Source organism: Paraburkholderia sp. BR10872 (assembly GCF_040965835.1).
Taxonomy (GTDB): domain Bacteria; phylum Pseudomonadota; class Gammaproteobacteria; order Burkholderiales; family Burkholderiaceae; genus Paraburkholderia; species Paraburkholderia nodosa_A.
Map to the genome: position 1 here is coordinate 125320 of NZ_JBFRCN010000004.1, position 13638 is coordinate 138957.

The 13638-nt window shown below is 67.4% G+C and carries 13 protein-coding genes and 1 pseudogene; 11 read left to right on the forward strand and 3 right to left on the reverse strand.

Annotated features, from left to right (window positions below; all coding sequences use genetic code 11):
- The first annotated feature begins 200 nt into the window (after positions 1–200).
- From flhF to AB4Y43_RS05235, 3 genes and pseudogenes are all read left to right on the forward strand, one after another.
- Positions 201–2306: a flagellar biosynthesis protein FlhF gene (gene flhF / locus AB4Y43_RS05225; protein ID WP_342949206.1), complete on the forward strand. Its 2106-nt coding sequence runs from the start codon at positions 201–203 to the stop codon at positions 2304–2306.
- A pseudogene (locus tag AB4Y43_RS05230) lies at positions 2299–3081 on the forward strand (MinD/ParA family protein); the annotation flags it as partial. The gene flhF and the pseudogene AB4Y43_RS05230, both read left to right, overlap by 8 nt.
- A gap of 355 nt (positions 3082–3436) precedes the next feature.
- Positions 3437–4168 (forward strand): RNA polymerase sigma factor FliA, encoded by a 732-nt coding sequence (locus AB4Y43_RS05235; protein ID WP_069264361.1) that lies wholly within the window; start codon positions 3437–3439, stop codon positions 4166–4168.
- Between the two features lie 172 nt (positions 4169–4340).
- On the opposite strand, the gene AB4Y43_RS05240 is transcribed toward AB4Y43_RS05235, so the two are convergent.
- From AB4Y43_RS05240 to flgA, 3 genes are all read right to left on the reverse strand, one after another.
- On the reverse strand, positions 4341–4784 hold the full coding sequence (locus AB4Y43_RS05240) for a flagella synthesis protein FlgN (protein ID WP_069264359.1): 444 nt from the start codon (positions 4782–4784) through the stop codon (positions 4341–4343).
- A 50-nt stretch (positions 4785–4834) separates the two neighbouring features.
- On the reverse strand, positions 4835–5179 hold the full coding sequence (gene flgM, locus AB4Y43_RS05245; RefSeq protein ID WP_342949207.1) for a flagellar biosynthesis anti-sigma factor FlgM: 345 nt from the start codon (positions 5177–5179) through the stop codon (positions 4835–4837).
- Positions 5180–5360: 181 nt separating this feature from the next.
- Positions 5361–6662, reverse strand: coding sequence for a flagellar basal body P-ring formation chaperone FlgA (gene flgA / locus AB4Y43_RS05250; RefSeq protein ID WP_368727168.1), 1302 nt, complete (start codon positions 6660–6662; stop codon positions 5361–5363).
- A gap of 246 nt (positions 6663–6908) precedes the next feature.
- Here flgA and AB4Y43_RS05255 point away from each other — a divergent pair, with 246 nt between their 5' ends.
- From AB4Y43_RS05255 to AB4Y43_RS05290, 8 genes are all read left to right on the forward strand, one after another.
- Positions 6909–7424 carry a flagellar basal body protein gene (locus AB4Y43_RS05255; protein WP_069264353.1) on the forward strand — a complete coding sequence of 172 codons (516 nt, stop codon included), beginning with the start codon at positions 6909–6911 and terminating at the stop codon, positions 7422–7424.
- Between the two features lie 93 nt (positions 7425–7517).
- On the forward strand, positions 7518–7943 hold the full coding sequence (flgC, locus tag AB4Y43_RS05260) for a flagellar basal body rod protein FlgC (RefSeq protein WP_028203363.1): 426 nt from the start codon (positions 7518–7520) through the stop codon (positions 7941–7943).
- A gap of 201 nt (positions 7944–8144) precedes the next feature.
- Complete coding sequence (locus tag AB4Y43_RS05265) at positions 8145–8792, forward strand: flagellar hook assembly protein FlgD (protein ID WP_083245249.1); 648 nt, start codon at positions 8145–8147, stop codon at positions 8790–8792.
- A gap of 26 nt (positions 8793–8818) precedes the next feature.
- Positions 8819–10057, forward strand: a complete 1239-nt coding sequence (flgE, locus tag AB4Y43_RS05270; protein ID WP_368618529.1) for a flagellar hook protein FlgE — start codon at positions 8819–8821, stop codon at positions 10055–10057.
- Positions 10058–10084: 27 nt separating this feature from the next.
- Positions 10085–10843 carry a flagellar basal-body rod protein FlgF gene (gene flgF / locus AB4Y43_RS05275; RefSeq protein WP_069264348.1) on the forward strand — a complete coding sequence of 253 codons (759 nt, stop codon included), beginning with the start codon at positions 10085–10087 and terminating at the stop codon, positions 10841–10843.
- Positions 10844–10906: 63 nt separating this feature from the next.
- Positions 10907–11695, forward strand: coding sequence for a flagellar basal-body rod protein FlgG (gene flgG / locus AB4Y43_RS05280; RefSeq protein ID WP_069264346.1), 789 nt, complete (start codon positions 10907–10909; stop codon positions 11693–11695).
- A 32-nt stretch (positions 11696–11727) separates the two neighbouring features.
- Positions 11728–12441, forward strand: a complete 714-nt coding sequence (locus AB4Y43_RS05285) for a flagellar basal body L-ring protein FlgH (protein WP_342949211.1) — start codon at positions 11728–11730, stop codon at positions 12439–12441.
- Positions 12435–13634 carry a flagellar basal body P-ring protein FlgI gene (locus AB4Y43_RS05290; RefSeq protein ID WP_083245231.1) on the forward strand — a complete coding sequence of 400 codons (1200 nt, stop codon included), beginning with the start codon at positions 12435–12437 and terminating at the stop codon, positions 13632–13634. Before AB4Y43_RS05285 ends, AB4Y43_RS05290 begins: the two co-directional genes overlap by 7 nt.
- The last annotated feature ends 4 nt before the right edge of the window (positions 13635–13638 follow it).

Consider the following 13638-nt stretch of genomic DNA (forward strand, 5'->3'; position numbering starts at 1 on the left):
GTGCGCAGCTCCGCCACCGATTCCGCGAATTGCCCGCATTTCTCCGCCCTGATCCATCGATCATGGGGGGCTCACCTTCGAAATAATTCCAACATCGGAAAAGGCCTTGCACAGGACGCCAGGCCGGCAGCAATCCAGCGCCATTCCAGCAACAGACGACCGGCGGCGGCATTGGCCGCTCACCTCATCAGGGGCTTAGCTTGAACATTCGCAAATTCATCGGTGGCACCAGCCGCGACGCGTTACGGCTCGTACGCGAAGCGTTGGGTGCGGACGCCGTCGTTCTGTCGAACCGTACGCTCGACGACGGCAGCGTCGAAATCGTCGCGCTCGCGGACCGCGATCTCGCGGCGATCGCGCCGGCCGATGCTGCCGCCGCGCAAAGCCTGGGTGGCCTCGTGGCGCAAGGTGGTCAAGGCGCCCCGTTCGCGCAGCCCTCCGCCGCCATGACGCAGATGTCGCGCACGCCGCGCAGCGCGCCTGGCGCCGCTCCCGCGGCGCTCGCCGCCCCGGTGGGCGGTGCGAACCCCTACGCGAGCGGCATGCCGGACGTGTTCTCGTCGGTGTTCGGCGCGAGCCCGGAAGTGGGCGCCGAAAACGGCGGCGCGAGTGCCGACGCCGATGCCGATGGCGACCAGGCCGCCGACACCGCCGTCTCGCTCGGCAAGGAAGCGGCGGCCGCGTCGGCCGCCATTGCGCCGCTTTCGGCTTCGTCGCCTTCTTCGCGCGCCGCGGCAGGCCAGCAGGCCGCGCAATCCGCGATGCCGCCGACGCTGCAATCCGCGATGCAGGCCGCGCAATCGCAGCAAGCTGTCCCGCATGCGCATTCGCCGCTGCAAATGGCGCTGCAGGCCGCGACCGACTCGCTCGCCTCGCCGGCCTTTGCACCATCGTTTGCGTCCACGGCGCCGGCCGCCAACGCCAACGCCCAGGCCGCCGCACGTGAAGCCGCAGCGCGGCTCGAACAGGCCGCCGCCGCGCAGACGAGCGACGCGCCGCGCACGATGGCCGAATCGAACCCCTGGCTGATCGACCACGCCCGCCGTATCGCGAACCAGCAGAACGCGCCGCGCGTGCCGGGCATGACGCCTGCCACCGCCGCCGCGCGCGGCCTTGGCAGCGTCGCCGATCCGGTGCTGCCGCCCGACGTTGACGCCAGCACGCCCGACTGGGCGCTCGAGGCCGCTCATGTCGCCGCGCGCCGCGCCGCGCAGCGCCTCGGCCACGGTCCGGAAGCGGCGGGCCCCGCACCCGGCAGCCGCAATGCGCAGGGCGCCGATGCGGCGCAAAGCGTGAGCGAAGCGATCCGCGCGCGCATCGAGCAGGTCGTCAACGAAACCGTGATGAACGAGCTCGCCTCCATGCGCGGCATGATGGAAGAGCAGTTTGCGGGCCTCCTGTGGGGCGAGCGCCAGCGCCGCAGCCCGGTGCAGGGCGCGCTCACCAAGCAGCTGTTCGCCGCGGGCTTCTCGGCGCAACTGGTGAAGATGATGATCGACCGGCTGCCCGACGTGCAGACCGAAGAGGCCGGCATGGAGTGGCTCCAGTCGGTGCTCGAATCGAACCTGCCCGTGCTCGAAGACGAACAGGCGCTGATGGAGCGCGGCGGTGTGTTCGCGCTGATGGGCCCGACGGGCGTGGGCAAGACCACGACCACCGCGAAGCTCGCCGCGCGCTGCGTGATGCGCTTCGGCGCGAGCAAGGTGGCGCTGCTCACCACCGACAGCTACCGTATCGGCGGCCACGAGCAACTGCGCATCTTCGGCAAGATCCTCGGCGTTTCGGTGCACGCGGTGCGCGACGGCGCGGACCTCCAGCTCGCGCTCACCGAACTCAAGAACAAGCACATCGTGCTGATCGACACGATCGGCATGAGCCAGCGCGACCGCGCCGTGGCCGACCAGATCGCCATGTTGTGCGGCGCGGGCCGCCCGGTGCAGCGCCTTCTGCTGCTCTCGGCGACCAACCACGGCGACACGCTCAACGAAGTCGTGCAGGCCTACCAGAGCGGCCCGGACAACGCGCCGCTCACGGGCTGCATCCTCACCAAGCTCGACGAGGCGACCAACCTCGGCAGCGCGCTCGACACCGTGCTGCGCTACAAGCTGCCGGTGCATTACGTCTCGACGGGCCAGAAGGTCCCCGAGAACCTTTACGTGGCGACGCGCCGCTTCCTGATCCGCAGCGCTTTCTGCATTCCGCGAGAGAGTTCGCCGTTCGTGCCGCACGAAGACGATATCCCGGCGCTGCTGTCGGCACTCTCGACGCGTACGAATTCGCAGGCTCCCGAGGTCAGGTTTGGATAAGTTCGTAATCGATCAAGCTGAAGGGCTGCGGCGGCTTCTCGCGCGTGAAGGCTCGCGCGTGGTCGCAGTGACGGGCGGTGCAGGTTCGCCCGGACGCACGACCACGGTGGTCAATCTCGCGGCGGCGCTCACCGCGCAGGGCAAGGACGTGCTCGTGATCGACGAGTGTCTGGGACCCCGCTCGGTTTGTGCGCTGGTGGGCGGTGTGCGGGGCGCAGGCAACTTCGCCGCCGTCGTGCGCGGCGAGCGCACGCTTGACGAAGCCGTGGGCCGCCATGCGCTCGGCTTCGGCGTGCTGGCCGCCTCGCGCGACAATCGCGCGCAGTACACGTCCGCCCAGCTGCAGAAGGTCATTTCGGGCCCCGCGGACATCGTACTGATCGACGCGCAGCTCGACGCCGATGGCGCGCTTTCGCCGCTCGCCATGCATGCGCACGATGTGCTGATCGTGATGCGCATCGGTGCGCAGTCGATCACGGACGCCTACGCGTGCATGAAACGGCTGCACTTCGCGCATGCGATCGCGCAGTTTCGCGTGCTCGCGAATCATGTGGCGAACGCGAGCGACGCGCAGGCCGCGATCGAGAATCTCGCAGGGGTGGCGAGCCGCTACCTGAGCGTGTCGCTCGACAGCGCCGGAAGCGTCGCCGCCGATCAGCACATGGCGCAGGCGCTCAGGCTTGCGCGCTGCATCGTCGATGCGTTTCCGTCGACGGCCGCCGCGCGCGATTTCCGCCACGTGGCCGCCGAGCTGCCGCACTGGCCGATGCGACCCGCGGTCTCGGCGTGCTCGCCGGCCACGGCACGCGCCAATGCACTGTTCGGCGCGAAGGACGAAGAACATGAAGCGGCGGGCCATGCACCCGCCGACGATCCGGACGGCGCGCCGCAAGCCGGCGTCCAGCCCCACGCTACCCATGCAACAAACGCCGCACACAGCACGCTCGCCGCGAACGCCGATTCGTTCGTAGCGGCCGTGACGGGTGTGCATCCCGCACCCAACGCAACATCCGCGTCCGCTCCGGCCCATGTGGGCTGGCGGACCGATACGCCCGCGCAGCGGACGTCGCCGCAGCACGTCTGACGTGCGCACGACGACGCCAACAGGGAGATGAGAAGTGGAGAGCACGATGTATAACGCTCAAGGAAAAATTTCGCAGGCCGACGTGCTCGCGAAATACGCGCCGCTCGTCAGACGGCTCGGCTTGCAGCTCGTCGCCAAGATGCCGGCGAGCGTGGACCTCGACGACCTGATCCAGGCCGGCATGATCGGCCTGCTCGACGCGGCCAACCGCTACAAGGAAGATCAGGGCGCGCAGTTCGAGACCTACGCGAGCCAGCGCATTCGCGGCGCAATGCTCGACGAGCTGCGCAGCAACGACTGGCTGCCGCGCAGCCTGCGCCGCACCTCGCGTGAAGTGGAAAGCGCGGTGCACAAGGTGGAGCAGCGGCTCGGGCGCTCGGCGAGCGAGACGGAGATCGCCGAGCATCTGAGCATGCCGCTCGACGAGTATCAGAGCATGCTGCAGGAACTGCATGGCAGCCAGCTCATCTACTACGAAGACTTCGACCGCTCCGCCGAGGACGAACCGTTCCTCGACCGCTACTGCGTCGATCATTCGGACCCGCTTTCGGCGCTGCTCGACGACAGCCTGCGCGGCGCGCTCATCGAGGCGATCGACCGGCTGCCCGAGCGCGAGAAGCTGCTCATGTCGCTCTATTACGAGCGCGGCATGAACCTGCGCGAAATCGGCGCGGTGATGGAGGTGAGCGAGTCGCGCGTGTGCCAGCTGCACAGCCAGGCGGTGGCGCGCCTGCGCACGCGGCTGCGCGAGATGTCGTGGGCCGGCCAGGAGAATTGAGGCGGTAGACGGCGCGCGCGGCGGCCAGCGCGAGCGGGACTGAAGTTGCAATGAAAGAGCCGGGGTGCGAGAGCGCCCCGGCTTTTTTGTTGGCGGACTGGACTCGCGCGAAACAAAAAAGCCGAAGCATCACTGCTTCGGCTTTTGTCTTTGGCGGACGATCTACGCGCGCTTACAGCCCGAACGCCGGCAACCGCCCATCGGGACCGTACAGCATCGAGCCGTTGCCCGTTTCGCCGCGCAGGATCGAGAGCGCGCGACGGTTATGCTCCATGCGCGTGCGGATCATCATGCCAATGGTGAGATTCTTGCGGCGCGCGCGCTCGGTCGACCCCTTGAGCAGCGCCCACTGACTTGCCAGACGCGCGTCGCCGTCGCAGGCCATTTCGATGCCCTTGCGGCCGCCCGGCAGGCCGAGGCCGGCCAGTTGCGCGTCGCGCGCTTTTTCGAGGCCCGCGAGACGCTGCGTGAGCGTCGTCTTCTGCTCGACGATTTGCGGGAGCGCCTCCATGCCATCGGCCGACACGAGCGCCTTTTCTTCATAGGCGAGCAGCGACGCGAACGCCTCGACCGTGGCGTGTTCGTCGATCAGTGTGGCCAACAGGGCATCTTTCATTGCAAGGCACCAAAAAAAGCGAGGTTTGCGCGGCGCTCGCGCATCGGGCGTCAGTTGCCCGACGTCGGCTTCATGAGGTCGCGCGCGGTCTGGATCACGCCGTCGGCGATCTTGCCGGAGTCGATCTGCAACGTGCCGTTGCGGATCGCGTCCTTGATCGACTGCACGTGCGCCGTGTCGATGTCGGCGGAACCGCTCGCCGCGAGCGAGCGCATCGTCGACGAGAGCGACGACAGGCTCACGTTCGCGCCGCCTTGGGCGGCGGCGGTCGTGCCGCCTGCCGCGCCGGAGGTGGTAGCGGTGTCGGTGCTTACGCCGGTCGAATCGGCTTGCGAGCGCGCGAGGCCATCCTGCAGCGTGCGCGGATCATTGCGGGTGGAGGAGTCAACTTTCACGATGGGCGTTCCTGATCGATTTGACCTTGATAACGGCACAGGTCGGGCCGAACTTTAGCCGAAAAATCCCACCGTTACATGCTGTTACGTGTGCTGGCGCACAAAGCCGGAGACGGCCGGATCGGGCCGCCGGACGGGGCTCGGCGCGCCCTGATCCGGCCCTTGCCAGCGCTTACCGGCCCTAGATCTGCACCTGCACGGTACCCGCGTCCTTGACCACGCCCGAGATGATCTGGCCGCCGCTCGTGCGCACGCGCACCTGCTGGCCCGGCTCGGCGTTGTTGAGCGCGCTGCCCTCGGCGGAGATCGTGAAGTTGCTGCCCACGGCAATCACCTTGACCGTCTGGCCGATGACCACCGAGGCGGCGCTGCGCAACATGTCGGTGCGCAGCGGCAGTCCCGCGGAAATCCGGGCGAGCGCGACGGCGCCGGTCGCCTGGTTGGGATCGGTGATGATGGTCTGCGGCAGGTTCGCGAGGTCGCCCGCGCGCGGCATGAAATCGGCGGCCGAAAGCGCTTCGCCCGCGCCGATCTGGCGCGAGGCCACGTAGTAGGTCACGTCCACCGCAATGCGCGCGCTCACATAGAGCGTCCACGGCTTCGCGCCGATGCAGCGCACGCCCACGGTCGTGTGGCCATAGGTGCGCGCGCCCGGCGGCATGAACGGCTCGAGTGACGTGCAGGCTGCGAGGCCACGCGGAAACACCGGCGCGACCGTGATGCTCACGTGGCCCGGCAAGCCAGCCGACTGCTGCTGCAGGAAGGCGAGCGCGGCGGCGCGGATCGATTCGCCGTCCTGCTGGCCCGGCGGCGTGGCCTGCACGTTCGTGGCGACGGCGCTGGTATTGGGATTCGGCGGCGCGCCGGCGCTTGCGCTGGCAACCGGCTTCGCGAGCGTCGCCGCGCCGGCGTCCACGACCACCGGGGCGACGCGGTTCGCGGCGGTAGACAGGTTCACGCGCTGCAGCGTGCCCGAATTGTTCGCGTTGGCCGCCGGCACGCGCATGGGCTGGGCGCTCGCGCCCGGCGCGGGAACCGTGACGATGCGCGGCGCGTCGCCTTGGGTTGCGCGCTCGCCGGGACCCGGTATCGTGATCATGCCGTTCGACTCGACGCCCGCGCGTGCATCCTCCGGCACGCCGCGCGAATTCAGATCGGCGTAGCTGGCCGCGCGCAGCGGTGCGGCCTCATTGGCGGGAGCAACGCTGGCCACAGCCGCGGCGGGCTTCTTCGCATTGCTCGCGAGCATCGCGTTCATCTGCGCGGCGTCGGCGCCCGAGCGGTCGCCGGGGCCCGCAATGAAGATCTGGCCGCCGGCGGCTTCAGATTGCGCCGGAGTTTGTGCATGAGCGAGCGTGCCGCCAAAGAGCGCGCTGCCAAGGGCGCAGGCCAGCACGCACGTCCAGGACGCGCGCCACGACAGCGCGCGCGCACGCCGCTCCAGGCCGTCGTGCGGCCTACGGAAAGGGGCAGTCTGCGGCATTGTCGTTCTCCATCGATTGCATTGACACGCCTCGCATTCTAGGCGGCGCCCCCCGCGCGCTTGCGTCGAATAGAGGGGCGCTTTACCGGCTATTCGTCCGATTGGTTCTTGCCACCCCCGCCTAATATTCCACTCCATGCGCAAAGGCCTTCGGACCACGCGCCTAACGTTTGCGCCGGTTTCCCCGCCGCCTGGCGAGCCCGCCGCGCTCACGCCGAATCCTTTTCGTTTCACGGAGAACGCCCGATGCTGGACAAACTCGATGCCGAATTCGCCTTTGGGCGCGAAGCGCTCGATGTGCGCGCCACGCGGCAGGCATTGATCTCTTCGAACATCGCGAACGCCGACACGCCGGGTTACCAGGCGCGCGACGTGGACTTCGCGGCGTCGCTCGCCGGCGCGCTGCGCCAGCAGGGCGCCGGCGGCACGGTGGGCATGAAGGCCACCTCGGGCGGCAACGCCCAGCCGCTCGCCATGGCGCAGCCCGCGGGCGTGACGAGCGGCATGCAGATGGCGTCGACCAAGTCGGGCCACATGGCCGGCGACGCGAAGCTGATTCCGACGGGCGGCCCCGCCGACACCTACAAGAGCCAGCTCATGTACCGCACGCCGGTGCAGCCCGCGCTCGACGGCAACACGGTCGATCTCGACACCGAGCGCGTGCAGTTCGCCGACAACGCGCTGCACTTCGAGTCGGGCATGACGGTGGTCTCGCAGCAGATCAAGACGATGCTCTCCGCGATCACCTCGGGTTCGAGCTGATCGCCGCTGGTAGCGCAGCCGGAAAACGCAGTAACGAAGCCATGAACGACCAACGCGCGCGTGACGCGCACCTGATGTGAGGTCTACGAAACCATGCCATCCCTGATGAACATCTTCAGCGTTGCGGGCTCCGCCATGACGGCGGAATCGCAGCGCCTGAACGTGACGGCGTCCAACCTCGCCAACGCCGACAGCACGACCGGCCCCGACGGCCAGCCGTACAAGGCGAAGCAGGTCGTGTTCGCAGTGAACCCGCTCGGCGGCGCGCGCACGGCCTCGGGCCAGCAGGTGGGCGGCGTCAGGGTGACCGGCGTGGTGGACGATCCCACGCCCATGAAAGAGACCTACGATCCCGACAATCCCTCCGCCAACGCGGACGGCTACGTGACGATGCCGAACGTCGATCCGGTGCAGGAGATGGTGAACATGATCTCGGCGTCACGCTCGTACCAGGCCAACGTCGAAACGCTGAACACGGCCAAGACGCTGATGCTCAAGACGCTCACGATCGGAACGTAAAGCGGCAACCTGAAGCACGGCAAGCCGCAGTCAGTACGGACACTGCAGTACATACAGAGACCAGCGGGCGCGAAATGAAGCAGCGCCTGCCACCACCACACGCCAAAGCACGAAGCGCAATCGAGGGAGAACGCGTTGAGTTCCAGCAACACAACCATCGGCGGCAGCACCGCCACCGTGTCGCAGCAACTGCTCGACACCATGAACGGCACGAGCTCGAGTTCGTCGTCGGCGTCGTCGAGCGGCACGAGCGCGAGCGACCTGCAGTCCACGTTCCTGCGGATGCTCGTCGCGCAGTTGCAGAACCAGGACCCGACCAATCCGATGGACAGCTCGCAGATGACCTCGCAGCTCGCCCAGATCAACACGGTGTCGGGCATCCAGCAGCTCAATACGTCGCTGTCGTCGCTCTCCACGCAGCTTTCGGCGGGCCAGAACGCGCAGGCCGCGCTGCTGATCGGCTCGACCGTGCTCGCCCCGGGCAGCAGCGCCGCCGTGTCGAGCGGCAGCGCGCCGCAGCTCGGCGTGACGCTGCCTTCGGCGGTCTCGGACGTGAAGCTCACGATCACCAATTCGGCAGGCCAGGTCGTCAACACGCTCGACCTCGGCGCGCAGTCGGCCGGCACCGTGCCGGTCACCTGGAACGGCAAGGACAGCTCGGGCAATACGGTCGCCGACGGCACCTACACGATCAGCGCCAGCGCGACGACCAACGGCCAGTCAGCCACGGCAACCGCGCTCGTCGCGAGCCAGGTGCAAGGCGTGGTCCAGAAGTCGGACGGCACCCCGAGCCTCTCGCTCGCCAACGGCAAGACCGTCGCGCTTACGAGCGTCGGCGCCATTCTCTGAACACGATAAACGCGGAGTAGACAACCATGGGCTACCAGCAAGGATTGAGCGGCCTCGCCGCGTCGTCGAACGACCTCGACGTGATCGGCAACAACATCGCCAATGCGAACACCGTCGGCTTCAAGCAGAGCACGGCGCAGTTCGCCGACGTCTACGCGAACACCATCGCGACGTCGGTGGGCAACCAGATCGGCCTCGGCGCCTCGCTCCAGACCGTGCAGCAGGACTTCGCGCAAGGCACGATCAGCACGACGGGCCAGGCGCTGAACGTCGCCATCAACGGCAACGGCTTCTACCAGATGTCGCACAACGGCACGATCACGTATTCGCGTAACGGCGTGTTCCAGCTCGACAAGAACGGCTTTATCACCGACGCGTCGGGCAACGACCTGATGGGCTATGCCGCCAGTTCGACGGGCGTGATCAATACGGCGCAGACCGTGCCGCTGCAGGTGCCGACCACCAACATCGCGCCGGTTGCGACCAAGAACATCACGGCGCAGCTGAACCTGAACGCGCAGGCCACGACGCCTACCACGACGACCTTCAGCGAAACCGACTCGACGAGCTACACGTATTCGACGTCGGTCACGGCTTACGACACGCTCGGCGGCGCACAGACGGTCAACATGTATTTCGCGAAAGACGCGACGAGCGGCCAATGGGACGTGTATGCCGGTCAGCCGGGCTCGGTGACGAAGCTCGGCACCGCACAGTTCAGCTCGTCCGGCGCGCTCCAGAGCATCACGGCCAGCGCCCCGGCAACGACCAACGGCACCACGTCGTTCAGCTTCAACATCAACCCGACGGACGGCTCGACGAAGCCCCAGTCGCTGACGCTCGACCTCGCGGGCACGACGCAGTACGGCTCGGCCAACGGCGTGAACAACCTCGCCCAGGACGGCTACGCGAGCGGCACGCTGTCGAACTTCTCGATCGCCGCGGACGGCACCATCACCGGCAACTACTCGAACGGCCAGACCATGTCGCTCGGCCAGATCGTGCTCGCCAACTTCAACAACCCGAACGGCCTTTTGAACCTGGGCGGCAACCAGTTCCAGCAAACGGCGGCCTCGGGCGTCGCGCAGGTCTCCACGCCGGGCAGCACGAACCACGGCACGCTCACGGGCGGCGCGCTCGAAGCGTCGAACGTCGACCTGACGAACCAGCTCGTCGACCTGATCACGGCCCAGCGCAACTATCAGGCGAACGCGCAGACCATCAAAACGCAGCAGACCGTCGACCAGACGCTGCTGCAGATGTAACGCGGCTAACCACGTACCGGGCACATCATGGACCGACTGATCTATACCGCGATGACGGGCGCGAGCCAGGCGCTCGAGCAGCAGGCCGTCGTCGCGAACAACCTCGCGAACGTCTCGACCACGGGCTTTCGCGCGCAGCTCGCCAACTTTCGCGCCGTGCCGATGTCGTTCGGCGACGGCTCGACGGTGAACGACCAGACCACGCGCACCTACGTGCTCTCGGCAACGCCTGGCTCGGACATGACGCCCGGTGCGATCTCGCATACCGGCAACCCGCTCGACATCGCGATTCAAGGCCAGGGTTTCATGGCCGTGCAGACGGCCGACGGCAACGAGGCCTATACGCGTGCGGGCAATCTGCACGTCGATGAAAACGGCCAGCTCGTCACGGCCAACAACCTGCAGGTGATCGGCGGCGGCGGCCCGATCGCGGTGCCGCCGGGCTCGGCGATCACGATCGGCAAGGACGGCACGGTATCGGCCATCGCGCCGGGCAGCCCCGCCAACGCGATCGCCATGATCGACCAGATCAAGTTCGTCAACCCGCCGGCAGGCGCGATTACGCGCGGTGACGACGGCCTGTTCCACACGTCGGACGGCAACCCCGCCGACGCGGACCAGACCGTCCAGGTCGCAACCGAGTCGCTCGAGGGCAGCAACGTGAACCCGGTGGCGGCGATGGTCTCGATGATCACCAACGCGCGCCAGTTCCAGATGCAGACCAAGCTGCTCCAGAACGCGGACCAGAACGAGCAGAGCGCGAACCAGCTGCTCAACTTCAGCTAAGCCATTTCAAGTTAAATGAAGGCCGCCTCGCGCAGCGCGAGGCCGGACCGGGAGAAAGACACCGTGAACCGATCGCTCTACATCGCCGCCACCGGCATGAACGCCCAGCAGGCGCAGATGGACGTGATCTCGAACAACCTCGCGAACGTGAGCACCAATGGCTTCAAGGGCTCGCGCGCGGTGTTCGAGGACCTCATGTACCAGACGCTGCGCCAGCCGGGTGCGAACTCGACCCAGCAAACCGAACTGCCTTCGGGCAGCCAGGTGGGCACGGGCGTGCAGCAGGTGGCGACCGAGCGTCTCTATACGCAGGGCAACCTGCAGCAGACCGGCAACTCGAAGGACGTGGCGATCAACGGCGCCGGCTTCCTCCAGGTGCAGATGCCCGACGGCACGACGGCCTACACGCGCGACGGCTCGTTCCAGACCAACGCGCAAGGCCAGCTCGTGACGGCGAGCGGCTACCAGGTGATGCCGGCGATCACGGTGCCCGCCAACGCCACCTCGCTCACCATCGGCAGCGACGGCGTGGTCACGGTCACCACGCCGGGCTCGAGCAACAACACGACCATCGGCACGCTGCAGCTCGCCATGTTCATCAACCCGGCCGGCCTGCAGTCGAACGGGCAGAACCTGTTGTCGGAAACGGCATCGTCGGGCGCGCCCACGGTTTCCACGCCGGGCCAGAACGGTTCGGGCACGCTCAACCAGGGCTACGTGGAATCGTCGAACGTGAACGTCGTGCAGGAACTCGTGAACATGATCGAGACGCAGCGCGCCTACGAAATCAACAGCAAGGCGGTCACCACTTCTGACCAGATGCTGCAAACCCTCAGCCAGATGCAGGTCTGAGGTTTCCCTGGTTAATCAAGTCGGTGAAGAATATGTCGCAGTCCGTTCGAAACCATCCTCGCATCCGCGCGCGGCATCCGGGCACCCCCCGGGCGTTCGTGGCGGCTGTGGCGCTCGCGATGCTGGCGGGCTGCGCCTACCTACCCAACCGGCAGCCGATCACGCAGCAGCCCATGACGGCCGTGCCGCCCCCGCCGCCCGCGAACACCTCGCCGGGCGCGATCTACAACCCCGGCTACGCGGGACGGCCGCTCTTCGAGGACCAGCGTCCGCGCAATACCGGCGACATCCTCACGATCGTCATCTCCGAAAACATCAATGCGACCAAGTCGTCGGGCGCGGCCACCAAGCGCGGCACCAGCGCCAGCTTCTCGGGCACCGCGAACTTCCTGCCGGGCTTCTTCAACCGCGCGAACCTGAATACGACGGGCGCGAACCAGTTCGACGCCACGGGCGGCGCGAACGCTTCGAACACGTTCACGGGCGTCATTACCGTGACCGTGACGAACGTGCTGCCCAACGGCAATCTCGTCGTGTCCGGCGAGAAGCAGATGCTCATCAACCAGGGCAATGAATACGTGCGCTTTTCCGGCGTCGTCAATCCGAACACCGTTGCCGGAGACAACTCCGTGCTATCGACCGACGTCGCCGACGCGAAGATCGAATACTCCGCGAAAGGCGTGATCGACGAGGCCGAGACGATGGGCTGGCTGCAACGCTTTTTCCTGAACATCGCGCCATGGTGAAGATCCGCTTCCATCGTTCGCGCCGCTCGCGCATGAAGGACGTGCTCGCCGCGCTCGGCGTGGCATTCGGCTTCGTGGTGGCCTGCGGTGCGCTCGTCGCCTACGCGACGCCGGCGCGCGCCGAGCGAGTGAAAGACCTCGCGACCTTCCAGGGCGTGCGTGACAACCCGCTCATCGGCTACGGCCTCGTGGTGGGTCTCGACGGCACCGGCGACCAGACGACCCAGGCGCCGTTCACGACGCAGACGCTCGCGAACATGCTCGCGAACCTCGGCATCTCGATCAACAACACGTCGAGCTCGTCGGGTTCCTCGTCGACGCTCAACAACATGCAGCTGAAGAACGTCGCCGCCGTGATGGTGACGGCCGTGCTGCCGCCGTTCGCGCGGCCGGGCGAGCAGATCGACATCACGGTGTCGTCGCTCGCCAACGCGAAGAGCATTCGCGGCGGTACGCTGCTGCTCACGCCGCTCAAGGGCGCCGACGGCCAGGTCTACGCGCTCGCGCAGGGCAACGTGGCCGTGGGCGGCGCGGGCGCCTCGGCCAACGGCAGCAAGGTGCAGGTGAACCAGCTCGCCGCGGGGCGCATTGCAGGCGGTGCGATCGTCGAGCGCGCGGTGATTTCGCCGGTTTCGCAGCAAGGCGGTCTGCTCACGCTGACCGTCAACGACATGGACTACGACACGACGCAGCGCATCGTCTCGGCCGTCAACAACATGTTCGGCCCGGGCACGGCCTCGCCGCTCGACGGCCGCACGATCCAGGTGCACGGGCCGGCCGATCCGGGGTCGCAGGTGGGCTTCATCGCGCAGATCCAGGACCTCAACGTGAATCCGGCCACGCCGGCCGCGAAGGTGATCCTGAACGCGCGCACCGGCTCGATCGTCATGAACCAGATGGTGACGCTGGAGAGCTGCGCGGTCGCGCACGGCAATCTCTCGGTCGTCGTGAACACGCAGACGGCGGTGAGCCAGCCCGGCGCGTTTTCCAACGGCCAGACGGTGGCGACGCGGCAGTCGCAGATCCAGCTGAAGCAGGACAACGGGTCGCTCAAGCTCGTAACGGCGGGTGCCAATCTCGCCGAGGTCGTGAAAGCGCTCAACGCGCTGGGCGCCACGCCGGCGGATCTGATGTCGATCCTGCAGGCGATGAAGGCGGCGGGCGCACTGCGCGCCGACCTCGAGATCATCTAAGGGG